This is a genomic window from Microbacterium sp. 3J1 (genome assembly GCF_001049495.1).
Classification (GTDB): Bacteria; Actinomycetota; Actinomycetes; order Actinomycetales; family Microbacteriaceae; genus Microbacterium.
In genome coordinates this window covers 153,620-177,563 of record NZ_CDWI01000010.1, presented here as the reverse complement: position 1 = coordinate 177,563, position 23,944 = coordinate 153,620, and the positions used below count along the sequence as shown (strand labels likewise).

Below are 23,944 nucleotides of genomic sequence, written 5' to 3'. Positions count from 1 at the left end.
GTGTCCGGGCAGCCTTCGTGGCGGCTCGGACGAGCACGCCGCTCCATCACGCCAGAAACGATCGTTTGCGGTCGGATCGAGCCGGGTGATGGTCAGGTGCTGCGACGAAGGGGTCCCAGAACCACGTTTCCGCAGACGGTTCCGGTGTGGCCGTTTGATCCAGAGGAGTTGGCGGACGTAGTGAGGGCTTACGCCAGGACGGCCTTCTGCCGCTTGTTGCGGCGGTCTTCCCTGATCACGCTGATGACGCTGACGGCGAGGGCGACCCAGAGCGCGACCTGCAGGAGCCCGACGAGAGTGGTATCGGAAGACGCGGCATGGTCCTGAGGAATGGAGGTGGAGGGCAGTTCGGTCGCGGTCCCCATGTAGAGCGCCCAGTCGCTGAATGCGTGGAGAAGGACTCCAACCCAGAGGAGACCGCTCACGCGTCGAACCCAGTAGAAGACGGCGCCAGCGGCGGCGAGGGCGAAGACTTGGACCACGATCAGCAGCGGCGGGAGGCCACTGATCACGTATCCCGGGGCGTGGGCGAGGCCGAAGACGAAGGACGTGACAAGGAGCGTGGCGAGTTCGCCGTGGCGGGCGCGAACCGCAGTGAGCAGGACACCGCGGATCGCGAGTTCCTCCCCGAGACCGACCAGCAGCGTACCGCTGGCGATCAAGGCAGCCATGGCCAACGAAGTCTCCGACCACACGACATCGAAGAGGTTCGATATCGCGACGACAAGCGCGAGAACGGGGATGATGATCAGCCACAGACGGCGTGGTCTGAGCATCGGCGTGGGGCGCTCACGCCAGACATCAGCACTGTTCCCCGCCCAGCGGACGTAGAGCAGGAGAATGACGATGCCCGCTGGCAACGCGCCGAGGTGTCCCAACACGAACTGCAGGAGGGGCTGGTCGTCATCGGCCAAGCCGCTCAGGAAATCGCCGAGGAAGACAGCGATTGCGATGTAGACGATCACGGCCAGAAGCGCGGTCCACACCGTCACTCGACGCGGAGTGCTGACCGTTGTCATGTTGTTCCTTCCGGGTATGCCACTGGGTGACGCGCAGCCCTGACCGGAGGGCTCGAGACGTTGTCACGAGGCATACGAACCGCTGCGTACTGGAGCAACTGATCTTGCGCTTGTGTGAAGGCTAGCGGGTGCAGGTCTGTACTGAAGAGCGCGATCGTGCTCAGCGGGTGTGGCCTGCCCTGTCTCTCCGATCCCTTGGCGGGAGCTGTGGGCGGCAAGAGCAGCCGTGGACGATGACTCACGGCGAACTACAGTTCTCGGTGACGCACCCGACCTCGGCAGCCGTGCTGCGCCCGGGCCAGTGTCAGGAGAAGATCTGGCGAAGCGCGTCGAGGTCACCGGAGTCGACCACCGTCTGCACGGCGTCGATGGTCTCCTGGTTCGCGAACATGCCCTTGAGTGTGTCGTTCCAGATCGCCCGCACGGTGTCCACGTCACCGGCGTCGACTGCCCTGCCCGCGGACTCGATGGCCTGCTGATATGGAATCTGCGGGAACCCAGCGGGCGCGTCAGCAGGGTTGTAGTAAGGCACCCAGGGAGTGTCAGGGTCAGGGGTGAGCCAGAGCACCTGCCCCGGCTGGATCACGCGTACGTGGTTCATCGAGCCGAGGGCTGGGTACGCGCAGAGCCGTTCGGCGATCACAGCCTCGACATCGCCCGGCTCGACGGTATAGGTCACGGGAGTGCCCTCTTCATCGAATGCCACCTCGCCGCGCGCGAACTCGCGTGCTCCTAGATCTCGAAGAGTCCCCTGCCGCTCCCAATACAAACCGTCTGTGTAGCTCATGACCTCAGACAAAGCGGAGCAGGTTCCCGGCTCGGTGGATTCCGGCGTCGGCGAAGCCTCGGCAGCCGGCTCAGCGACAGCCGTCGCAGTGGGTGCCGTGGGCGTCTGCACTGCCGCTGGTGCGGTGGCGGTGCACCCGGTGAGCGCGGCAGCAGCCGTCAAGGCAAGTGCGGCGAGTACAGCGGGAAGCTTGTGTGTGCCGGACATGACGCCATACTGACAGACCGGTTTTGTCTTCGAGACGTCAGCCACTCCTTGTCGTCTCCGATGGAACGCTTCGCGCGTCCACAGCGGGCACCCGACGTCCGACCGAAAGCCTCTCTCGATTGGCGCCGGAGGACGTGAATGGCGGGCCGCTGGTGTCGCGAAGATTCTGTGATCAAACCGTTGCATTCGTTATCTCGCCGTTATAGAGTGATCGCACGGTGAATGTTTGCTGTGGCATCCACCTCATGTGATTGCAGGACACTCTTGGTGCAAGGGACAAGGGCCGGTCGGGAGCCTCTCCGACCGGCCCTTTACCGTTGCCAGTACGCTGTTCTCCATGACTGATCGCAAGCTCGCCCTCGAGGCCTGGGAGAGCCTCTTCCGCGCGCAGCACGAACTGTTCAACGAGATGAACGCGGACTTCGACCACGGCGATCTCGCGCAGGCCGAGTACGACGTCCTGCTCACCGTGACGCGGTCACCCGACATGTCCGCACGACTCCGCGACGTCACGTCGAACATGCTCATCAGCCAGCCGAGCGTCTCGCGCCTCGTCGACCGCATGGTCGCACGCGGGCTCGTCGCCAAGTGCCCCGACCCCGATGACGGACGCGGCGCACTGATCCGGGCGACGGATGCCGGGGCACGGGCATTCCGCAGCATCGCCACCGTGCATGGCCGTTCGATCGCCGAGCGCATGTCGCGCCTCGACGACGACGAACTACAGGCTCTTCGCGACCTGACCGAGAAGCTGCGCAACCGCTGACCCCCGGGCGCTCACGCCCGGGCTGGCGTGCCGGGCCGGCCGTCAGGCGCCTCGAATCGCACACGTCGCCCCGTGCGGCATCCGTTCTGCCCCGGCTGGTGTGCACAGCGGGACATCGTGTGCGATTCGGGCGGGGGCCAGGTGCGGAACTCCCCCGACGTGCTCCCCCGTTTTCTGGCAGGGTGGAACCGAATTCCGGCATCATCGCGTCGGAGTCGCAGACCACCCCCTCGGGGGGACCAGGGAGGTCATTCATGGAGATCGCCGGAATCGTCGGCATCCTCGTCATCGTCGGGATCGCGGTGGCCGTCGCCGTCGTCCTGCTGCTCGTCCTGCTGCTGTTCGCGCGCAGCTGGATCAAGGTGGCGCGAGCCGACGAGGCGCTCGTCATCTCGGGCCGCAAGCAGAAGGTGCAGCGCACCGTCATCGCGGCCGACGGCACGACCCGAGGCGAGACGGAGGAGTCGCCCGTCACGGTGATCGTGAACGGCAAGTCGCTGGTCAACCCGATCACGCAGCGCCACGAGATCATCTCGCTGCGGTCCCGCCAGGTCTCCCTCAATGCCGAGGCCCAGTCGCTCGACAGCGTCACGCTCAACGTCGACGGCGTAGCCATCGTGAAGATCGGCTCCGACCCGCTCTACGTCCGCCGGGCGGCCGAGCGATTCGCGTCGCAGGACAAGGCGATCGAGCAGTTCACGACCGAGCAGCTCGAAGGTGCACTCCGCGGGATCGTCGCGACACTGTCGGTCGTCGAGCTCATGCGAGAGCGCAAGAAGTTCTCCGACCAGATCGCCGCCGACGTCTCGCAGGAGCTCGCCGAGCAGGGTCTGATCCTCGACTCGTTCCAGATCAAGGGCATCACCGACAAGGTGGGCTACATCCAGTCGCTCGGTGCTCCCGAGATCCAGGCGAAGCGTCAGGCCGCAGAGATCTCGCAGACGAACGCCGACCGCGCGATCAACCAGAAGAACATCGCCAACCAGGAAGCGAACCTCGTCGAGCAGACCGCTCTCGACACCAACACCGCGAACGCGAACGCCGGCATCGGCCGTGCGCGCGCCGAGGCGGAGCAGGCCGAGAACCTCGCCCGCGAGCAGGCGCAGCAGGCGGTGCTGCAGCAGCAGGCCGAGAACCGACAGGCGCAGCTGGATGCCGACGTCAAGCGCGTCGCCGACGCTCAGCGCTACGAGGCCGAGACCCGCGCCCAGGCAGAGCTGTACACGCGTGAGCGCTCGGCGGAAGCCGCGGCGATCGAGCAGGTCAAGCAGGCCGAGGCCCGCACCCGCATCGCCGAGCAGCAGGCCCAGGCCGACCGGGCGAAGGCCGATGGTGAGGCCGCAGCCGCCATCGCCCGCGCGACCGGTGAAGCCGACGCGCTGCGCGCCCAGGCGGAGGCCGAGTCGGAGGCTCGACGTCTGCGTGCCAACGCCGAGGCCGACGCGATCCGGGCCGAGGGTGAGGCGCGAGCCGCCGCCGTGGAGGCAGAGGCGAAGGCCATCGCGTCCAATCAGGACGCCTTCCTCTCGCAGCGCGTGCTCGACACCCTGCCCTCGATCATGGCCGAGTTCTCGAAGGGCTACGCCGCGATCGGCAGTGTGTCGATCATCGGCGGATCGAGCGACGACGGAGCATCGAACGTCGTCGGGGCCGACAGCGCGAAGGCGCTCAAGTCGGTGTTCGACAGCGTCAGCGCCGCGACCGGTCTCGACCTCGCGTCGATCATCCAGGGCCAGGCGGTCGGCCGCGGCATCGGCGAGGGCGTGGCCGCCGCGGCGGCTCCGGCACCCCGCCAGTCGACCCCGACCAGCCCGCCTCCCCCCGCGCCGCCGGCTCCCGCCGCGGAGTAGTCAGCGCACACGAACACAGGCGGATGCCGCGGCCGGATCGGTCGCGGCATCCGTCGCCTGCGGAGTTGTGGAGAGCGGGCAGACTGGACGGATGACGTCCGCCGCCTTCGACCTCGCCGCGATCGGCGCAGGACTCTCGTTCGCGGCCGCACTCGACGAGCTGTCGACCGCTCTCGACGCGAGCACGACAGCGGTCGTCAGCGCACCGCCCGGCACCGGCAAGACCACGCTCGTACCTCCGCTGATCGCATCGCGAGGCACCGGCCGCGTGATCGTCACCCAGCCGCGCCGGGTCGCCGCCCGTGCGGCCGCCCGGCGACTCGCGCAGCTCGACGGCTCACCGCTCGGCACCCGCGTCGGCTTCACCGTGCGCGGCGAGCGCGCCGTCGGACCGGACACGCGGGTCGAGTTCGTCACCGCCGGAGTCCTGCTGCGACGGATGCTCGACGACCCGGGGCTCGACGGTGTGGATGCCGTGATCATCGACGAGGTCCACGAGCGGGCGCTCGAGACCGACCTCCTCGTCGGCCTTCTCTCCGAAGTGCGCGAGTTGCGGGACGATCTCGCGGTCGTCGCCATGTCGGCGACGCTCGACGCCGAGCGCATCGCCGCCGTCCTCGGCACGGACGACCTCCCCTCCCCGATCGTCGACCACGACGTCCCAGCTTTCCCGCTCACCGTGCGCTGGGCGCCGAGCGCCGCACCACGGCTCGACGAGCGCGGTGTCACCTGGGCGTTCCTCGATCACATGGCGCGCGTCACGAGCTCTGCCGCCGTGGAGCTGATCCGCGACGAGCCCGCAGCCGATGTGCTCGTCTTCGCGCCGGGCGTGCGCGAGGTGTCGGAGATCGCCCGCCGGGTGCGCGACGCGAGCCCCGGGTTCGATGTGCGGGAGCTGCACGGCCGTATCCCCGCGGGCGAGCAGGACGCCGTGATCCGCGGGCGCCGGCCGGAGGACCCTCCGCGCATCATCGTCACGACCTCGCTCGCGGAGTCCTCGCTCACGGTGCCGGGTGTGCGCCTCGTCGTGGACAGCTGCCTGGCTCGACGTCCGCAGCGGGACGCCGCCCGCGGCATGACTGGTCTCGTCACTGCCTCCGCATCCCGTTCGTCGTGCGTGCAACGTGCGGGCCGCGCCACCCGCCAGGGCCCGGGGATCGTCATCCGCTGCGTCGACGAGCGCGCCTATGCGGCCGCTCCCGCCCGACCGGTCGCGGAGATCGCGGTCACCGATCTCGCGGATGCGGCACTGCTGCTCGCGTGCTGGGGCGCCCCTGGCGGGGCGGGTCTGCGGCTGATCGAGCCGCTGCCCGCAGCCCACCTCGCCGACGCTCTCGGCGTGCTGCGCGGTCTCGGGGCGATCGACGACGAGGGACGCGCGACCGCGGAAGGGCGCGCCCTCGCTCGCATCCCGACCGATCCGCGCCTCGCTCGCGCCCTTCGCGACGGCAGTCCGGCGGTGGGGGCCCGGCTCGTCGCCGAGATCGTCGCGCTGCTGGGCGGCGACGTGCGCATCGCCGAGGCAGACGTGGCCCAGGCGCTCGTCGCCATGCGAAGCGGACGAACACCGGAGGCCCGCAGGTGGCGTCAGGACGCCGATCGCCTCGAGCGCCTGGCACCCACGACGTCGGGGGTGAGCTCGGATCTCGACGGCGTCGGGCTCGTGATCGCGCTGGCCTTCCCCGAGCGGATCGCCCGTCGCGTGGAGCGCACCGCCGCAGGAGCGACCTTCCTGCTCGCATCCGGAACCCGTGCGGGCGTGCGCGGTCCGCTCGCGGCCATCGAGTGGATCGCCGTCGCCGACGTCGCGCGCGCCTCCGGGAACGCGACCGCGGGATCGGGCGCGATCGTGCGGTCGGCCGCCGCGCTCACCGAGGCGCAGATGGAGCAGGCCGCGAGCCACCTGATGAGCGACCGGGTCGAGGCGGACTTCGTCGGGGGCCGCGTTCAGGCCCGTCGCGAGCGCCGCATCGGAGCCATCCTGCGCTCGTCGGCGCCGGTGCGGGCGTCGGCGGAAGAGGGGCGGGATGCCGTTCGTCGGGCGCTGCGGCGCGACGGGCTGAGCATGTTCACCTGGCGAGACAGCGCCGACGCTCTGCGCCGCCGGCTGGCGCTGGTGCACCGGGAGCTCGGTGCGCCCTGGCCGGACGTGTCGGATGCCGGTCTGCTCGCGTCGCTCGACACGTGGCTCGCACCGGAGCTCGACGCCCTCGCGAGCGGCACTCCGGTGGCGCGATTGGATCTCACATCGGCGCTTCGCCGCCTGCTGCCGTGGCCGGAGGCGGCACGCCTCGACGAACTGGCTCCTGAACGGCTCGAGGTTCCGAGCGGATCCCGCGTCCGCATCGAGTACCCGGAACCGGATGACGCGGTCGCGCCGCCCGTCGTCGCCGTCAAACTGCAGGAGTGCTTCGGGTGGGCCGCGACTCCACAGCTGGTAGACGGGCGGGTGCCGGTGCTGTTCCACCTGCTGTCTCCGGCAGGGCGTCCGCTCGCGGTCACGGACGACCTCGCCTCGTTCTGGTCCGGTCCCTACTCGCAGGTGCGCGCCGAGATGCGCGGGCGCTACCCCAAGCATCCGTGGCCGGAAGATCCCTGGGCCGCGGCGCCGACGAAGCACACGAAGAACCGCGCCGCACGGCGGTGAGGGGCGCGCCCTCGTTCGTCGCGCTCGACCTTCAGTCGAGCAGATGCCGGAGGTACCGGGGCGGATCCTGCAGGAACGAGCGCCAGTGGTTCACGAGTTCGAGGTCACCCCAGTCCGCAGGACGGATGCCCCACTCCCCCACCTCGAGGATCTTCGCGCCCGGAAGCGCCGCGAGCACGGGAGAGTGCGTGGCGCAGAGCACCTGCCCGCCGTCGTCGACGATGCGCTGGAGCACGGCGATGAGCGCGAGCGTCGACTGGAACGACAGCGCCGCCTCCGGCTCGTCGAGGCAGTAGAAGCCGGGTTCGTCGAAGCGGCTGTCGAGCAGCGCGAGAAACGACTCGCCGTGGCTCATCTCATGGAACGGCACGTCGCCGCCGGACATCGAGGGGTTCTCCTCGAGGTACGTGTAGAACGAGTGCATCGTCTCGGCCCGCAGGAAGAAGCCCCACCGGCTGGCGCCGATCCCTCGCTGCAGCCGCAGCCAGTCCGAGAGCGGTGACTCCGTGGGCCGCGTGCTGTGCATGGCCTGACGCGATCCGCCCTCCGGCGACAGCCCGTACGCGACCGCGACGCCCTCGACGATGGTGGACTTGCCGCTGCCGTTCTCCCCGACGAGGAACGTGACCCCGGGCGCCAGGTCGATGCCGTCGCTCAGCACCTGCGCGACCGCGGGGATGCTCGTCGGCCACCGCCCGCCCGGCGTCGGCGCATCGTCGTTCGCCCGCACCGACACGATCGGCTGCTCGCGCCTCCGGCGACTGCCCGGCTTCCAGATGGACTCCACGTCCGTGACCCTACCGGGCGGTGACGACACCACGCTGCGCACGGGTCAGCACTCGATGACGTTCACCGCGAGGCCGCCCTCACTCGTCTCCTTGTACTTCGTCGACATGTCGATCCCGGTCTGGCGCATGGTCTCCACGACCGCGTCCAAGGAGACGTAGTGGCTGCCGTCACCGCGAAGGGCGAGGCGTGCTGCCGTCACGGCCGTCGATGCGGCGATGGCGTTCCGCTCGATGCACGGGATCTGCACCAGTCCACCGATCGGGTCGCACGTGAGCCCGAGGTGGTGCTCCATCGCGATCTCGGCGGCGTTCTCGATCTGCCGGTTCGTCCCGCCCATCACGGCCGTGAGACCGCCGGCGGCCATCGCGCAGGCGGAGCCGACCTCGGCCTGGCATCCGCCTTCGGCACCCGAGATCGACGCATTGGCCTTGAACAGCGAACCCAGGGCAGTGGCCGTGAGGAGGAATCGACGGATGCCGCGGCGCCGGTTCGCCTCGGCGACCGCCTGGTCGCCGCCGTCGCCCGCAGGCGCCTCCAGCGCGCGGGCGCCGTCGAAGCCGAGCAGCGCGCTGCCGACGAGCTCGCCGTACGGCGTGACCGCGTTGCCCGCTGCGAGTCCGGAGTCGGCGAGGAACCGCCACCAGTACATCGCGACGGCGGGCAGGATGCCGGCGGCACCGTTCGTCGGTGCCGTGACGACGCGCCCGCCGGCGGCGTTCTCCTCGTTGACGGCGAGCGCGAAGGCTCCGAGCCACTCGCCGGGCAGTTCTCGATGGCCGTCCGACTCGGCCTCCTCCAGCTGACCGCGGATCACGCTCGCGCGCCGCTTGACCTTGAGCATGCCGGGCAGCACACCGTCGGAGTGCAGGCCCGCGTCCACGCAGGCGGCCATCGCATCCCAGATCGCGTCGAGCCCGGAGGCGACGTCCGCCTCATCCCGCAGCGCGGTCTCATTGACTCGCGCGACCTCGGCGATCGACAGCCCGTGCTCGTCGCAGAGCGCGAGCAGGGACGCGGCATCCGTGTAGGCGAACAGCGAGGGTGATGCGGCGACCCGCGCCTCTTCGCCGTCGCGTCGGATGAAGCCGCCGCCCACGGAGTAGTACGTCTCCTCCGACACGATGTCGCCGGCGTCGTCCCAGGCCGTGATCGTCAGCGCGTTCGGGTGTCCTGGCAGGCGCGTCCTGGGTGCGAAGACGATGTCCTCCTTCGCGAACGCCACCTCCTGGACGCTGTCGAGGAGCAGCGTGCCTCCGACGGGGAACTCGGTCCACGCTGCGCGCACCGCAGACGGGTCGCAGGTCTCAGGCGCGAGCCCGCGCAGACCGGCCACGACGGCATCCGGCGTCCCGTGCCCGATCCCGGTGGCTCCGAGCGAGCCGTAGAGAGTGCAGCCGACCCGCGCGACCCGCGCGATGGATGCCGAGTCGCTCAGGCGTCGGGCGAAATCGAGCGCCGCCCGCATCGGCCCGACCGTATGGGAGCTCGAGGGTCCCACTCCGATGGAGAAGAGGTCGAAGGCCGAGACGTACGCTGTCACCCCTCCAGCGTACGTCGTCGGTCTCGCGCTCCGGCCGCGACCTCACGTCAAGCCCCTTCCCCGGTGCGCGCGACGCGGGGATGCTGGTCCTGCACTCGATGCGAAAGGAACGACCATGACGAACAGCACTCCTGAGCAGGATCCGACCTCCGACCTCGACCCCGAGGCCCAGGCACCGACTCCGACGCCGGCCTCCGGCGATGCCGGCGAGTTCAAGGACCCCGCGGGAACGGCCGAGAAGCCCGCGCAGGCGGACTCCCCCGAGGATGCCGACCCGTCGGAGGTGCCGAGCACCGAGGAGCTCGCGGAGCCGAGCACCGAGAAGGATCCGTCCGAGGAGCCCAAAGCCCCGAAGCGCGACGAGCCGGAGCCCGATCACGAAGCGATCGGCATCGGAGTCGTCGACGCCCCGGAGTCCGAGGACTGACCTCTACTCCACGAGCTTCCCCTCGGTGTCGACCTCGCGCATGAGCTCGGCGATCTCGGAGGGGATCTCGGGGATCGGCTCGTGGGTCACTCCCGTGGTGGGTGACCAGACGAGATTGACCTGCAGCGTCGGGTCGGTGTCGGGGTAGTCGCTGCGGTTGTGGCAGCCGCGGGTCTCGCGTCGCTCCAGCGCAGCCTCCAGGGTCGCGCGGGCGGCGAGCGCCGACGCCTTGAGGTCGAAGGCGTGGGCGAGGTCCTGGAACCCGGCGATGTCCGGGTGGATGCCGACGTCCTCCATGCGGCCCTCGATCATGTCGAGGTCGGCGAGGCCTGCGCGCAGACCCTCATCCGAGCGGACGACACCCGCGTGCTCGGTCATCGTGTTGCGGATCGCCCGCTGCAGCGCCCGGACGTTCTCCCGCCCGTCAGCGGCCAGAAGATCCTCGATCTCGGCGCGCGCCTGCGCCACGGCATCCGCCGACCGCCGCTGCGCATCCAGCCCGGCCGCGTGCGCCATCGCCGCCTGGCCGACGATGCGTCCGTAGACGAGCAGCTCGATCAGCGAGTTGCCGCCCAGGCGGTTCGCTCCGTGCAGCCCGCTCGACGCCTCACCGATCGCGTACAGGCCGTCGACGTCGGTCTGGTGGTCGTCGGGCCGCACCCACACGCCGCCCATCGAGTAGTGCGCCGTGGGCGCGATCTCGATCGGATCGGTCGTGATGTCGAGCATCTGCAGCTCCATCATCGTCTGGTAGACGCGCGGCAGGCGGGTCATGATCGTCTCGCGCGGCAGGTGCGAGACGTCGAGCCAGACGCCGCCGTTCTCGGTTCCGCGCCCCTCGGCGATCTCGGTGTAGGCGGCGAGTGCGACGCGGTCACGGGTCGACAGCTCCATGCGCTCCGGGTCGTACTTCGACATGAATCGCTCCCCGAGCGCGTTCCGGAGGATGCCGCCCTCTCCCCGAGCGGCCTCGGAGATGAGGGTGCCCGCGGCGTTCTCGGGCTCGATGATGCCCGACGGGTGGAACTGCACCAGTTCGGGGTCGCGCAGGCGCGCTCCGGCGTCGACCGCAAGTCGGAACGAGTCCCCGGTGTTCTCGTCGCGCCTCGACGAGGTACGTCGCCAGATGCGGTTGTGACCGCCGGCGGCCAGGATGACGGCATCCGCGTGGATGAGGTAGCGGGTGCCGTCGGACTGATCGAATCCGTACGCGCCGAAGACCACGTTGTCGCGCACGAGCAGCCTCGTGATGTAGACGTGGTCGAGGATCGGCACCTCGAGCTGCTCGGCCTTGGCGACGAGCGTGCGCTGGATCTCGAGACCCGTGTAGTCGCCGGCGAACGCCGTGCGACGGAAGGTGTGGGCGCCGAAGAAGCGCTGCGAGATGCGGCCGTCGTCCTCGCGGGCGAAGTCCATGCCCCAGCGCTCGAGGTCGCGGATGCCGCGCTCCGCGCCCTGCGTCACGATCTCGACGGTGTGCGGGTTCGCGAGCAGGTAGCTCTCCTTGATGGTGTCGGCCGCGTGCTGCTGCCAGCTGTCGCCCTCGTCCATGGTGCCGAGCGCGGCGTTGATGCCGCCGGCGGCGAGCGAGGTGTGCGCGTCCTGACGCGGACGCTTTCCGACGGCCAGGACGTCGATGCCGTGCTCCGCGACCTCGATCGCCGCACGCAGGCCCGAGCCGCCGGTGCCGATGACGAGGACCGTGGTGGAGATCTGCCGTTCGCGTGTACTCATGCGTTCAACGGTAGGCAGGCGATCCTGATGACGTCCAATGCATAGTTCTACTCGTTTCGATAGACTCCGGGCATGAATCTCGAGCAGCTCCGCGGATTCGTCGAGGTCGCGAGACTCGGACATTTCACGCGCGCATCCGAGTCCCTGCACCTCGCCCAGCCCTCACTGAGCCGCCAGATCTCGACGCTGGAGCGTGAGCTCGGCGCCGAGCTCTTCCATCGCGCCCGAGGCCACATCGGGCTCACCGCCGCCGGCGAGGCTCTGCTGCCGCGCGCCCAGCGGATGCTCGCCGAGGCGGAGTCCATCCGCGAGGAGATGGGCGAGCTCGCGGGACTCCGTCGCGGCCGCGTACGTCTGGGAGCACCACCGACGCTCTGCATCAGCCTGGTCGCCGAGGCCATCAGCGCCTTTCACGCCGATCACCCCGGGGTGGACCTGCACCTGGACGAGAGCGGATCGCGGCTGCTCGTCGAGCAGCTCGCCGTGGGCGCCGTCGACATCGCTCTCATCACCGAGTCGGACGGCCCGCCTCCCTCGGGCTTCAGCCTCGCGCGGATGCCGTTGCTCACCGAGGAGCTGGTCGTCGTCTCCGCCGCATCCGCTCCCCCGGTGGCCGTGACTCCGGCCATCGGCCTCGAGCACCTCGCGACGCTGCCGCTGATCGCGCTCGACGAGACGTACGAGCTGCGGGCGACGACGGATGCCGCGTTCCGCTCGGCCGGGCTGACGCCGAATCACGTGCTGGAGGGCGCGGAGATGGATGCGCTGCTGCGCTTCGTCGAACGCGGGGTGGGGGTCGCCGTCGTGCCCGCGATGGTGCTTCTCGACCAGCCGGCGCTGCGTTCGGTGCGGCTCACGCACCCGATGATGCGTCGCACGGTGAGCCTCGCGCATCGCGCCGACGTGACGCCCGCCGTCGCCGTCGCGGCGATGCGCCGCGTGATCGTCGCGACCGCCGCCGAGGTCGCTCGCCGCGACCCCGCGATCACGAGCCTGCTGGAGGAGGCCCGGCCCGCGAACGTCACGCGGCTAGACTCCGAAGAATGACAGACGATGTGCGCAACGTGCGCGACGCGCTCGCGGCGATCACCGAGCATTGGCAGCCGCATCGGCTGACGAGCATCAACGACTACGACGTCAAGGTCGTCACGCTGCAGGGCGAGTTCGTCTGGCACACCCACCCCGACACCGACGAGCTGTTCATGGTGGTGAGCGGTCAGCTCACCATCCAGATGCGCGACCGCGACGTCGTCCTGAACCCTGACGACGTGTTCGTGGTGCCGCGCGGTGTCGAGCACTGCCCGAAGGCGACCGACGAGGTTCACGCGATCCTCTTCGAGCCGAAGGGCACGGTCAACACCGGAGACGCCGGCGGAGCTCGCACCGCGACGCTGCGCGAACTCGACTGACGCATCGGCGCGCCATCGGGCCGATACGCGTAATGAACTCGCGTGCGGCGAGTCTCTTAAGCGGGTGACCGCTTCCGGTGCGCCCTCCGAGCGATCCCCGACACCGGGATCGACTGAAGGGAATCCGATGGACTGGATGAGCGCCCCTGTGGCCATGATCGGCTTCTGCGGCGTGATGGTCGTCGTCACGATCATCACCGCGATCATCGGCCGTCGATGACGGGAAAAACAGAGATCCCCGTCGCTCACGCGACGGGGATCTCTTGTGATGTGCGCCCGAAGGGACTCGAACCCCTAACCTTCTGATCCGTAGTCAGATGCTCTATCCATTGAGCTACGGGCGCTCCTGGACCGCTCAGCGGGCCGTAGAACAGCTTATAACAGTCGCCACCTGATTGCGAATCGAGCGCATCAGGTGGCCGGGTCTGGCTCCTTCTGTCGCTTCTTCCGCTTGGCCTTCGCGCGCTGCAGCGACGACAGAGCCTGCAGATCGACGAGGCGGAGAGCCTGCATCCGCGCCTCGCGCATCCGGTCGTAGTCGGGGTCCTGGTCGGGGCGCATGCCCTCGACGCGCAGACGCCGGTCGAGGTTGTGCCGCACGTCCGCCCAGGCCCCTTCGCGAGCCTCTTCGACGATCGTCCGCAGCGCGGCGTCATCGTCCATCAGCTCCCGCAGCCTCGTGGCGACGCCGTGCGACTGCTTGGCGCGACGGCGGAGGTTGCGCACGTCACGGTCGCGGTAGTCATGGGTGCCCGACGGGTCGGAGTGGCGGCCCCTGGCGCGCTTGCGCAACTCGGTGAGATTGCGCTCGACCTCTTCGGATTCCTCGGCCATGGCACGCAGCGCCTCGCGCGCGTCAGCCATGTACTTGTCCGTGTCGAAGACGCCGCCCTCGGCGATCGTGCCGATGAGGATGTGATTCTTCACCGCGAGGCGCGCAGCAGCGGTCGCGATGGCCACGCCTTCGGCGATGGCATCCGCAGTTCGTCCCACCACGACCTCCTTCCTTCGAGGGTACCGGTTCCCCTCCCCCGCGCACTGGGCCAGAATGGTTCGAAATCGGGTCGACGCGACCCGCGCGGGTCCGGCGGCGCTCCCGATCACGCCGGGAGGAGGAGCCATGGCGCGTCTCGCCCTGACCGGCAGCACGACCGTGATCACCGGCGCGGCGAGCGGGATGGGAGCCGAGATCGCCCGCCTCCTCGCCTCGCGCGGCGTGCACCTGGCTCTCCTCGACCACAACGCCGGAGGGCTGGCCTCCGTCGCGTCGGAGCTGACCTCGCGAGCCCCCGGCGCGCTGATCACCACGCACGTCGTCGACCTCCGCGACGACACCGCCGTCTTCGCCGTGGCCGACGAGATCACGGCGAGGCATCCGCGGCTGAACGCGCTGATCACCTGCGCCGGGTCGTCGATGCTCGGCACGCTCGACCAGCTCACCATGGAGGAGATGCGGTGGCTCGTCGACGTGAACCTCTGGGGGACGGTCTCGATCACGAAGGCGCTGCTGCCCGCGCTGCGCGCCGCCCCCGCGGCACATATCACCCACCTCGCCAGCGTCTACGCGCTCGCGGCGCCGGCCGGACGCATTCCCTACTCCATGAGCAAGTTCGCCGTGCGCGGCTTCTCCGAGGCGCTGCGCCACGAGCTCGAGGGGTCGACGGTCACGGTGGGCGCGATCTACCCGGCGGGGGTTCGGACCGGCATCATCCTGCACGGACGATACGCAGCGGCCGTCGATCCCGCGATCGCGGCACGCGCCGCCGCTGCCCAGGCGGCGATGTACCTCACCGAGCCCGCAGATGCCGCGGCGCAGATCGTGCGCGCCACCGAGCGCCGCCGCCCCCGCGCCATGGTCGGGCGGGAGGCCCGGATCATCGACGCGCTGGTGCGACTCGCCCCCTCGACCTACTGGCGCGCCCTGCGGCGGCCCCTGCGCGCGGCCATCGACACCACGACCCCCGCGCGGTGAGCGCGCACGATGCGGGCTCGGTCGGCATGATGCGACAGGGAGCGGTCGGCATGGTCCGACGGGTGGAGCGCGACGGACGTCATCTCGTCGAGAAGCGGCTGACCGACCCGGCGCGACACGACAACGAGGTGCGAGCGCTGCGGGCTCTCGAGCGCGCCGATCTGCCCACGCCCGAGCTGGTCGACGAGCGACCAGGCGTCATCGTCATGACAGAGATGCCCGGCGAGCGCCTGGACGCCCAGGATCCGGAGACGCGGCTCGCGAGGTTGAGGGCGTCGGGGCCGCTGCTTCGCCGACTCCACGAGGAGACGCCCCCGAAGGGCCTCCTGCCCGCCCCCGACGACGCCACGATCATCGCGCGCTACCGCCGGGCAGGGGGTCCTCCGCTTCCGCTCCGGATCCCCCCGGCATCCGGCCTCGTGTTCTGCCACGGCGACTGGACCGACGGCAACCTGCTCGCGACCGGAGCCGGGATCACCGGGATCGTCGACTGGGAGGCCGCGCACGTCGGCGATCCGATCCGCGAGCTCGCCCGGGCGGCGTGGGGTGCCGGCCGCAAGGACGCCCGCTCCGCCCACGCGCTGATCGAGGCATACGGAGCGGATCCCGCGCTCGTCCACGCCTGGGACGCGATCCACGCCGCTGAGCTGTGGCTCTGGTTCGCAAAGGCGGGGCCGCCCGAGTATCTGCATCAGCTCACCCGCGAGCTGCACGAGTGGAGGCGAGGGTGATCGCGGTCGCGGCAGGCCTGGCGCGGTCGGGTCAGCGGACGGCGCCCACCCAGATGCCGGATGCCCACGCCTGCTGATCGCCGTCGCATCCGACCGAGCCGGGGTATCCGCGCACGACCGCCATGCAGTTCGCGAGGAACTCGGGATCACCGCCGAACATGCTCTCGTATGCTGCGGAGGCGTTCAGCGCGCCCCAGACCTGGAACTGGTAGATGTGGGCCAGCTCGTGCGCCATCGCCCAGTTGAGGCGATCCGCGCTCCAGTCCACGATGTCGGCCCGGTACTTGATGTAGCCGTTGCTGTTGGCGCATGCCGGAGCGGTGCCGCCGGCGCAGGAGGACGACTCGTAGAGCCCGACTCCGCCCCCGCCCACGCGATCGAGCGCAGCGCGCACCCGGGCATAGCCATCGGGTCCGCTCGACGACCACGCCGGCCCGCCGGGACCCGCGAACTGTCCTGCCCGCCAGACCGCGACCTCCTCACCCACCTTCGCGGTGAGGGCGTGCACGGTGGCGGTCGCCGCAGCCACCACCGCGGGGTCGTGACGTTCGGCGAGCACGGTCTGCTGCACGGAGAGCGCCGACGCCCGGTGGGTCGAGACGTCGACCCTGCCGTCGGCGGCGGTCATCGCCGCGCTGAGCGCCGTGATCTCGGCGAGGAAGGCGGGGCGCATCTCGAGCACGGCGGCACGGTCGGCGGAGTCGGCTTCGGCGATCTCGACAGCGCCCTCGAGATGATCGGTGCGCATCTGCGCCGTGCGGGTCGAATCCGTCAGCGCGCGGAGCTCCGCGATCACCGATGTCCGCTCGGCATCCAGCGCCGCGGCCCGGCTGACCGCCCCTGCAGCGAGCAGCAGAGCGGCGACGATGACGACCGACAGCAGCCTTCGGATCACAGACCGCACCTCACGGCAGGAACCCTGTCGCATCCGAGAGCTGGGCATCCTGACGTGCGATCTCGGCGCGCAGCGCCGTCAGCCGCTCGGCGAGCGCGTAGTTCGCCGAGCGAGTGGCATCGAGCGTCTCCTGCACCTCGACGACGGCGGCCCTGGCCTCTGCGAGCGCATCGGTCCGCTGCTGGTCCGCGACCGCGACGAGCACCGCTCCGCCGATCAACAGCAGACCCCCGGTGACCACAGCGACGCCCCGCATATCGCTCCCCAGAACAGAACGTGTTTCCGGAACGATTCCGTAGGGCCAATATATCCCTGCGGGACGCCTGCCTCTACGTCAGAGCGGCAGGCGCTGCGGTGCGGAACCGCCGCAGGCGGAGGCTGTTGAGCACGACGAACACACTGGAGAAGGCCATGGCCGCGCCGGCGAGCATGGGATTGAGGAGTCCGAGGGCCGCGAGCGGGATCGCCGCGACGTTGTAGGCCAGAGCCCAGAACAGATTTCCCCGGATCGTCCCGAGCGTCCGCCGGGCCAGCCGGATCGCGTCGACCGCGCCCCAGAGATCCCCGCGCACGAGTGTCAGATCGGATGCCTCGATCGCCGCATCCGTTCCCGTGCCCATGGCGATGCCGAGGTCGGACTGAGCGAGGGCAGCCGCATCGTTGACCCCGTCGCCCACCATCGCAACCACCCTGCCCTGCTGCTGCAGGGACACGATCTCGGCGACCTTGCCCTCCGGGAGGACTCCGGCTCGCACCCGGTCGATCCCGACCCGCTCGGCCACCTGGCGCGCGGTGCGCTCGTTGTCGCCGGTCAGCAGCACGGGCGTCAGGCCGAGACGCCGCAGGGCCGCGACGGCTTCGGGACTCGTCGGTCGCACCTGATCTGCCACGACCAGGACGCCGCGGACCCGACCGTCCCACGCCACGGCGACCGCGGTGCGCGCCTCGTGCTCCGCCCGGTCGAACGCGGCGGCGAGGTCGGCGTCGAGATGCAGAGCCCACTCCTCCAGGAGCGAGGGACGCCCTGCGATCACGGCGTGGGAGTCCACGACACCCGTGACGCCGCGTCCTCGGACGTTCTGGAAATCGGCGACCGCGGGGAGATCGCCGATCCGCTCGGTCGCCCCTCGGACGATGGCCTGGGCGATGGGGTGCTCGGAGGCGTCCTCGACCGCGGCGGCGAGGCGCAGCACCTCGGCCGCGTCCTCGCCGGCAGCGGGCACGACATCGAGCAGCGTCATGCGCCCCGAGGTGATCGTCCCCGTCTTGTCGAGCACGATGGTGTCGACGCGACGGGTCGATTCGAGCACCTCCGGCCCCTTGATGAGCACCCCCAGCTGCGCTCCCCGTCCGGTGCCGACGAGCAGAGCCATCGGCGTCGCGAGTCCGAGCGCACAGGGGCAGGCGATGATCAGCACGGCGACCGCAGCGGTGAAGGCCGCGGCTGCGCCGCCGCCGATCAGCAGCCAGACGGCGAGGGTGATCGCAGCGGCGGCGAAGACGAGGGGCACGAACACCGACGACAGCCGATCGGCCAACCGCTGCGCATCGGCCTTGCCCGACTGCGCCTCCTCCACCAGCGTGGCCATCCGAGCCAGCTGCGTATCGGCGCCGATCCGCGTCGCGGTCACGAGCAGCCGCCCGCCGACGTTGACGGTCGCGCCGGTCACCGAGTCACCCGGTCGCACTTCGATCGGCACGGACTCGCCGGTGAGCATCGACGCATCGACCGCCGAGGCGCCGTCGTGCACGATGCCGTCCGTCGCGATCTTCTCCCCCGGCCGCACGACGAACACGTCGCCGACCACGAGACTCTCCAGAGGCATCCGCTCCTCCCGACCGTCGCGGAGGATCGAGACGTCCTTCGCACCGAGCTCGCCCAGTGCGCGCAGAGCGGCTCCCGCGCGCCGCTTGGACCGCTGCTCGAGGAAGCGTCCGAGCAGGAGGAACATCGTCACGCCTGCCGCGACCTCGAGGTAGATGCTGCCCAGCCCATCGCCGCGTTCGATCGTGAACCGGAACGGATGGGTCATGCCCCACATGCCCGCCGTCCCGAAGATCAGCGCGTACAGCGACCAGAGATAGGCGGCCGTCACACCGACCGAGATCAGCGTGTCCATGGTGACGGCGCGGTGGCGGGCATTGAGAACGGCCGCGCGATGGAAGGGCCACGCGGCCCAGGTGACCACCGGAGTCGCCAGGACGAGCGACGCCCACTGCCAGCCGGCGAACTGCAGGGGCTCCGCCATCGCGAGGACGATGACGGGCACCGCCAGCGCGGCGGCGACGATCAGCCGCAGCCGCAGCAGCCGGTAGGCGGGGTCGCCGCGATCCGGGCCCTCGGTGCGCGGGAGCGCCGCACTGTAGCCCGTGCGCACGACCTCGGCGATGAGATCGTCGACGTCGAGTCCCGACGCGATCTCGACGTGCGCCTTCTCGGTCGCGTAGTTGACGGAGGCGGAGACTCCGTCCATGCGGTTGAGTCGCTTCTCGATGCGGGCCGCGCATGAGGCGCAGGTCATACCGCCGATCTCGAGATCGTAGGGGGTCGCTGTGGTGGTCATGATCGGATCACGCGCGCTGGGCGCTGTACCCGGCCTCGTCGACGGCGGCCAGGACAGCGGCGTCATCGACCTCGGCATCGGACGTCACGATCAGCGAGCCCGTCGTCGCGCTGACATCGATGCCGGTGACGCCGTCGATCTTCTCGACCTCGGAACGGACGGAGCCCTCGCAGTGGCCGCAGGTCATTCCGGTGACGGCGTAGGCGGTGGTGTTCATGATGGGGTCCTTTCGAGAGGCGATCAGTGATCGAATACCCCCCTGGGGTATCCATCCACTCACAACAGTACCCCCTCGGGGGGTATTCCCGGGTCGTCGGCAGCGATCAGATCGACGACGGACTGGCGAGACGCCGAGCCGCCGCTGCCTGGCCACTGGCGAGATGGCGCGGGATCAGCCGGCGCAGCGACTCGACGTCGCGCTCGGCGACCGCGTCGAGGATCATCCGATGCTCCTCGGCCATCGCCAGCAGGTCGTCATGCTGGCCGAACAACCAGCGCAGTCGGGTGACGAAGACGCCGATCAGCTCGCCGAGCATCTCGTTGCCCGCCAGCTCGGCCGAGATCGCGTGGAAGTCGCCGGCGGCGATGCGGGCGGACTCGGCATCGCCAGCGACGGCCGCCGCGTGCTCGCGCTCATACGCAGAGCGCAGGCGCGCGATGCCGTCGGCAGAGTGTCGCTGCGCGGCGAAGACGAAGATGAGGGTCTCGATCGCCTCGCGCACCTCGCCGAAATCCTGGATGTCCTGCGGGGTGAACTCCCGGACGACGGCCCAGGTCCGCGGGCGCGCGACCACCACTCCCTCACCCACGAGGGTGCGGATTGCCTCGCGCACCGGAAGCCGGGAGACGTGCAGCTCGGCGGCGATGTCGCGCTCCACCAGTCGAGATCCGGGCGCGCGCCTGCCGAGGATGATGTCATCGCGCAGAATGCGCGTCACCCTCACCGACTCGAGTTCGCCGGCAGTCCCCACCCCCGCCATATCGGGATTGTCTCATCCGCGGCGTGCCACGACAAGTTTGGTATCCCAACGCGCGAATGGACCGGCCACCCCCGGCATCGACGCAGGAGGGGTGCGGATGCCGTGGCATCCGCACCCCTTCTGGTCGCAGCGGCTCAGGGCACCCGGTTGGCGATCGCGAGGTTCGCCTCGAGCTCCGCCGCGTTCTGCCGCACGACGTAGGCGGGGCGATCCCGCTCGACGCGCCACGATTCGCTGAGCGGTCCGATGTTCACGGTGTCGAAGCCCGCCTCGTCGTAGAACCGGGTCACGAACTCCACGGCCTCGGCGTCGCCGCCGGCCGTGGCGAGCGCGCGGCGATCCGGAGTCCCGGCGGGAGCGCCGTCGGTGGTGATGTCGGCCGCGAGGATGTGATTGAAGGCCTTGGCGATCCGCGAGGTCGGGAGCTCCCTCTGCAGCAACTCCGAGGTCGTCGTCTCCCCCTTGTCCAACGCCTCGATGTGCCCGTCGCGCTCGAAGTAGTAGTTGTTCGTGTCGAGCACGATCTTGCCCGCGAGCTGCTCGACGGGGAGTCGGTCGATCTTGCCGAGAGGCACCGTGACGACGACGACGTCGCCGGCGTCGGCGGCCTCGGCGGCGGTGGCGGCGGTCGCCTTCGGTCCGAGCTCCGCGACGAGATCGGCGAGCGTCTCCGGCCCGCGCGAGTTCGCGATCACGACGTCGTACCCGTTCGCGACAGCCACGCGCGCGACCTGGCTGCCGATGTGTCCTGCACCGATGATTCCGAGAGTTGTCATGGTGGCGTCAACGTCGCGAGGACTCCCATATTCCCGGCGCGACGCCGTTCGACGCACTGCCCGCCGTGTCAGACGGAGAGCAGGAACCGCTCCTCGGTGCGGCGATACCCGAGGCTCTCGTACAGCCGGATCGCCGCGGCGTTGAACCCGAACACGTGCAGACCGATCGAATCCGCACCGAGCCGAACGGCCTCGCGCTCGGCGGCGAGCATGATCTCACGACCGTGGCCCCGGCGCCGCTGATCCGCGCCCACCTCGATGTCGAGGATGAACACGTGGGGTCTCGCGTCGCGCGTCCGCACCCCCAGCCAGAGAACTCCGACCTCGACGCCGCCGACCGACGCTGTGAAGAGCTCCTGTCCGGCCGAGGCGACTCCGTCGGGCAGCTCGAGCTTCATCTGCCGGCGCGACTCGGCGCGGGCGTCCTCTGCCGAGTACCGCCCCGAAGCGACCAGGTCGTCCGCGAACGCCGCTTCGGAGGCCGTCGCGAAGTCCGAGAACCGCTCGGCGGTCATGGGCTCCAGCTCGAGTCGAGGCTGGGTCTCGCGTCTCGGCAGAGATTCGAGCAGCATCTGGATCGAGGCGCAGGTGAACCCCCGACCCTCGACGAACGCGCGTCCCGCGGAGTCGGGCGCGTAGAGCGAGAGGCTGATCCGATGCGCCCCATGGTCCCGAGCCATCGCCACGAGCGCGGCGAGCAGGTCGTCGTGGTGCCGGCTCTCGGGAGGACTCGTGAAGGCGAGATCGATGACGAACAGGATGCCGTCGTTCGACGCGAGCCAGATGGAACCGATCTCGCGGGCGCCGTCGCCGATCGACAGAATGCTCGAGGTCGCCGTGGCCGCGCCGTCCGCCAGGAGCAGATCGAGCACGGCATCCGTCTGCGCGACGGCGTCCTCGCCCACCTGCATCCCGGATTCCTGCCTCAGCGCGATCAGACGTGACCGCGTCCCCTCCCGCCAGGCATCGAAGCGGTCCTCTGCGAGCGGCATCAGCTGAACGGGCATGCCTCCATCCTGCATCAGCTCTTGTGCAGGGCGTCCTCGGCGGCGACCCACGCGAGCATGGCGCACTTCACGCGAGCGACGTAGCGCGACACCCCTCCGAGGGCCGCGACATCGCCGAGCAGCTCCTCGTCGGGCTCGATCCTGCCCCGCGAGCGCATGGCCTCGCGGAAGACGTCGATGCGGATCTCGAGCTCCTCAGCCGTGAGCCCCTCGGCGAGCTCGGCCAGCAGAGATGCCGACGCCTGCGAGATCGCACAGCCGTGCCCCTCCCACGCGATCGCCTCGATCGTGCCGTCGCCGGCCCGGTGCACCTGCAGGGTGACCTCGTCGCCGCAGGTCGGATTGACCTGGTGCGACTGCGCGGCGACCTCACCGCGCAGCCCGAAGCCGTGCGGGGTGCGCGAGTGGTCGAGGATGAGCTCCTGGTACAGGTTCTGAAGATCGCTCATGCGCCCCTCCGGAAGAAGTCGATGGTGGCCGCGACGCCGTCGATCAGCGCGTCGACCTCGGCCTCGCTCGTGTACAGATACGTGCTCGCCCGTGTCGACGAGGTGACTCCGAGCCGCCGATGCAGCGGCTGCGCGCAATGGTGTCCGACGCGCACGGCGATGCCGAGGTCGTCGAGGAACTGTCCCACGTCGTGCGCGTGGATGCCCTCGACGTCGAAGCTCGCCAGTCCGACGCGGGGCCGGTCGATGCCGGCGCCGAGCACCCGCACTCCGTCCATGCCGCGCAGCCCTTCGACGAGCCGACGCCCGAGCACCGCTTCGTGAGCGGCGATGCGCGGCATGCCCACCGTCGTCAGATAGTCGATCGCCGCGGCGAGTGCGACGGCCTGCGACACCCGCTGGGTGCCCGCCTCGAACCGCTGCGGCGGCGGCAGGTACTCCGCGGTGGTCGTGGCGACGGTCGTGATCATGGAGCCGCCGGTCAGGAAGGGCGGCATCGCCTCGAGCAGCTCACGGCGACCGTAGAGCGCCCCGATCCCCGTGGGTCCCAGCATCTTGTGCCCTGACAGCACAGCGAAGTCGACGTCCAGAGCCCGGACGTCCAGCGGCAGGTGCGGTGCCGACTGGCAGGCGTCGAGCAGCACGAGCGCGCCCACCCCGTGCGCGAGGGCGACGATGTCCTCGACGGGGTTCACCACTCCGAGGACGTTCGACACGTGGGTGACGGCCACGAGTCGCGTCCGCTCTCCGATGAGGTCGGCGGCCACGTCGAGACGCAGGGCGCCGTCGTCGTCGAGGGGGATCACGCGCAGCGTGGCCCCCGTCCGTGCCGCGAGCTCCTGCCAGGGGATGAGATTCGCGTGGTGCTCCATCTCGGTGGTGACGATCTCGTCACCCTCCCGCAGGCGCAGCCGCTCGGCTGCCGCTCCCCCGCGCCCGAGCGACGCGTTCGACAGGGCGTAGGCGACGAGATTGATCGCCTCGGTGGCGTTCGAGGTCCAGACGACCTCGCTCTCGTCGGCGCCGATGAAGCGGGCGACGGTGGCGCGAGCGTCTTCGAACACCTCGGTCGCCTCGGCGGCGAGCGTGTGGGCGCCGCGGTGCACGGCGGCATTCAGGGTGGACGCGAACGTGCGCTCGGCATCGAGTACGGCGAACGGACGCTGCGACGTCGCCCCCGAGTCCAGATAGGACAGAGGGTGCCCGTTCACCTCGGTCTGCAGGATCGGGAAGTCGATGCGCAGTGCATGGACCTCGGCGTCGGTCAGCGGGCGGTCGTCCAGCGGACCGCCACTCGGACGGGCGATCGCCTGTGCTGCGGTCGGAGAACTCATCCTTCTAGCTTCTCACCTGCCGCACCGCTCGGGCGCGCCCGGCGTCGGCGCCGTTCTCCCG

The 23,944-nt window shown here is 70.1% G+C and carries 23 protein-coding genes and 1 tRNA gene; 8 read left to right on the top strand and 16 right to left on the bottom strand.

What is annotated here, in order from left to right:
• Positions 1–188: 188 nt before the first annotated feature.
• Positions 189–965 carry a CPBP family intramembrane glutamic endopeptidase gene (locus BN2660_RS08615; RefSeq protein ID WP_176697147.1) on the bottom strand — a complete coding sequence of 259 codons (777 nt, stop codon included), beginning with the start codon at positions 963–965 and terminating at the stop codon, positions 189–191.
• Positions 966–1,323: 358 nt separating this feature from the next.
• Entirely contained in the window at positions 1,324–2,058 is a 735-nt protein-coding gene (locus tag BN2660_RS16445; protein ID WP_141651266.1) for a hypothetical protein, read from the bottom strand.
• A gap of 292 nt (positions 2,059–2,350) precedes the next feature.
• On the opposite strand from BN2660_RS16445, the gene BN2660_RS08605 reads away from it, so the two are divergent.
• From BN2660_RS08605 to hrpB, 3 genes are all read left to right on the top strand, one after another.
• Complete coding sequence (locus BN2660_RS08605; RefSeq protein ID WP_091230191.1) at positions 2,351–2,779, top strand: MarR family winged helix-turn-helix transcriptional regulator; 429 nt, start codon at positions 2,351–2,353, stop codon at positions 2,777–2,779.
• A 254-nt stretch (positions 2,780–3,033) separates the two neighbouring features.
• Positions 3,034–4,629 (top strand): SPFH domain-containing protein, encoded by a 1,596-nt coding sequence (locus BN2660_RS08600; protein ID WP_091230188.1) that lies wholly within the window; start codon positions 3,034–3,036, stop codon positions 4,627–4,629.
• A gap of 91 nt (positions 4,630–4,720) precedes the next feature.
• A complete protein-coding gene (gene hrpB, locus BN2660_RS08595; RefSeq protein ID WP_091230185.1) occupies positions 4,721–7,276 on the top strand; it encodes an ATP-dependent helicase HrpB in 2,556 nt (851 codons plus the stop codon).
• 31 nt (positions 7,277–7,307) lie between these two features.
• On the opposite strand, the gene BN2660_RS08590 is transcribed toward hrpB, so the two are convergent.
• Positions 7,308–8,063: an AAA family ATPase gene (locus BN2660_RS08590; protein WP_091230181.1), complete on the bottom strand. Its 756-nt coding sequence runs from the start codon at positions 8,061–8,063 to the stop codon at positions 7,308–7,310.
• Positions 8,064–8,108: 45 nt separating this feature from the next.
• Entirely contained in the window at positions 8,109–9,605 is a 1,497-nt protein-coding gene (locus BN2660_RS08585; RefSeq protein ID WP_091230178.1) for an L-serine ammonia-lyase, iron-sulfur-dependent, subunit alpha, read from the bottom strand.
• Positions 9,606–9,720: 115 nt separating this feature from the next.
• Here BN2660_RS08585 and BN2660_RS08580 point away from each other — a divergent pair, with 115 nt between their 5' ends.
• Positions 9,721–10,032, top strand: coding sequence for a hypothetical protein (locus BN2660_RS08580; RefSeq protein ID WP_091230174.1), 312 nt, complete (start codon positions 9,721–9,723; stop codon positions 10,030–10,032).
• A 3-nt stretch (positions 10,033–10,035) separates the two neighbouring features.
• On the opposite strand, the gene BN2660_RS08575 is transcribed toward BN2660_RS08580, so the two are convergent.
• A complete protein-coding gene (locus BN2660_RS08575; protein WP_091230171.1) occupies positions 10,036–11,766 on the bottom strand; it encodes an L-aspartate oxidase in 1,731 nt (576 codons plus the stop codon).
• Positions 11,767–11,838: 72 nt separating this feature from the next.
• Between BN2660_RS08575 and BN2660_RS08570 the strand changes: the two genes are divergently transcribed.
• Both BN2660_RS08570 and BN2660_RS08565 read left to right on the top strand, forming a co-directional pair.
• Positions 11,839–12,813: a LysR family transcriptional regulator gene (locus BN2660_RS08570; RefSeq protein ID WP_091230167.1), complete on the top strand. Its 975-nt coding sequence runs from the start codon at positions 11,839–11,841 to the stop codon at positions 12,811–12,813.
• Positions 12,810–13,175, top strand: a complete 366-nt coding sequence (locus tag BN2660_RS08565; RefSeq protein WP_091230164.1) for a cupin domain-containing protein — start codon at positions 12,810–12,812, stop codon at positions 13,173–13,175. The genes BN2660_RS08570 and BN2660_RS08565 overlap by 4 nt, the downstream gene beginning before the upstream one ends.
• 271 nt (positions 13,176–13,446) lie before the next feature.
• Here the strand turns inward: BN2660_RS08565 and BN2660_RS08560 are convergent.
• A tRNA-Arg gene (locus BN2660_RS08560) sits at positions 13,447–13,519 on the bottom strand.
• Positions 13,520–13,586: 67 nt separating this feature from the next.
• Positions 13,587–14,168 carry an asparagine synthase gene (locus BN2660_RS08555; RefSeq protein WP_091230162.1) on the bottom strand — a complete coding sequence of 194 codons (582 nt, stop codon included), beginning with the start codon at positions 14,166–14,168 and terminating at the stop codon, positions 13,587–13,589.
• Between the two features lie 127 nt (positions 14,169–14,295).
• Between BN2660_RS08555 and BN2660_RS08550 the strand changes: the two genes are divergently transcribed.
• The gene (locus BN2660_RS08550; RefSeq protein ID WP_091230159.1) at positions 14,296–15,147 is read left to right on the top strand and encodes an SDR family NAD(P)-dependent oxidoreductase; all 852 of its coding nucleotides are present in this window, start codon (positions 14,296–14,298) and stop codon (positions 15,145–15,147) included.
• Positions 15,144–15,878 (top strand): phosphotransferase family protein, encoded by a 735-nt coding sequence (locus BN2660_RS08545; protein WP_091230156.1) that lies wholly within the window; start codon positions 15,144–15,146, stop codon positions 15,876–15,878. The genes BN2660_RS08550 and BN2660_RS08545 overlap by 4 nt, the downstream gene beginning before the upstream one ends.
• Before the next feature lie 31 nt (positions 15,879–15,909).
• Here BN2660_RS08545 and BN2660_RS08540 read toward each other — a convergent pair whose 3' ends face one another.
• From BN2660_RS08540 to BN2660_RS08500, 9 genes are all read right to left on the bottom strand, one after another.
• Positions 15,910–16,773: a M48 family metalloprotease gene (locus BN2660_RS08540; RefSeq protein WP_255305095.1), complete on the bottom strand. Its 864-nt coding sequence runs from the start codon at positions 16,771–16,773 to the stop codon at positions 15,910–15,912.
• A 10-nt stretch (positions 16,774–16,783) separates the two neighbouring features.
• Positions 16,784–17,029, bottom strand: coding sequence for a hypothetical protein (locus BN2660_RS08535; RefSeq protein ID WP_255305094.1), 246 nt, complete (start codon positions 17,027–17,029; stop codon positions 16,784–16,786).
• Between the two features lie 73 nt (positions 17,030–17,102).
• The gene (locus tag BN2660_RS08530; RefSeq protein ID WP_091230154.1) at positions 17,103–19,337 is read right to left on the bottom strand and encodes a heavy metal translocating P-type ATPase; all 2,235 of its coding nucleotides are present in this window, start codon (positions 19,335–19,337) and stop codon (positions 17,103–17,105) included.
• A 7-nt stretch (positions 19,338–19,344) separates the two neighbouring features.
• Positions 19,345–19,554, bottom strand: a complete 210-nt coding sequence (locus BN2660_RS08525; protein WP_091230152.1) for a heavy-metal-associated domain-containing protein — start codon at positions 19,552–19,554, stop codon at positions 19,345–19,347.
• Between the two features lie 106 nt (positions 19,555–19,660).
• Positions 19,661–20,275 carry a GntR family transcriptional regulator gene (locus BN2660_RS08520; protein ID WP_255305093.1) on the bottom strand — a complete coding sequence of 205 codons (615 nt, stop codon included), beginning with the start codon at positions 20,273–20,275 and terminating at the stop codon, positions 19,661–19,663.
• A gap of 176 nt (positions 20,276–20,451) precedes the next feature.
• Complete coding sequence (locus BN2660_RS08515; RefSeq protein ID WP_091230146.1) at positions 20,452–21,150, bottom strand: NADPH-dependent F420 reductase; 699 nt, start codon at positions 21,148–21,150, stop codon at positions 20,452–20,454.
• A gap of 11 nt (positions 21,151–21,161) precedes the next feature.
• The gene (locus BN2660_RS08510; protein WP_176697145.1) at positions 21,162–22,100 is read right to left on the bottom strand and encodes a GNAT family N-acetyltransferase; all 939 of its coding nucleotides are present in this window, start codon (positions 22,098–22,100) and stop codon (positions 21,162–21,164) included.
• Positions 22,101–22,114: 14 nt separating this feature from the next.
• Positions 22,115–22,549: a Fe-S cluster assembly sulfur transfer protein SufU gene (gene sufU, locus BN2660_RS08505; RefSeq protein ID WP_091230141.1), complete on the bottom strand. Its 435-nt coding sequence runs from the start codon at positions 22,547–22,549 to the stop codon at positions 22,115–22,117.
• On the bottom strand, positions 22,546–23,883 hold the full coding sequence (locus BN2660_RS08500; protein WP_091230138.1) for a SufS family cysteine desulfurase: 1,338 nt from the start codon (positions 23,881–23,883) through the stop codon (positions 22,546–22,548). The genes sufU and BN2660_RS08500 overlap by 4 nt, the downstream gene beginning before the upstream one ends.
• Positions 23,884–23,944: the final 61 nt, after the last annotated feature.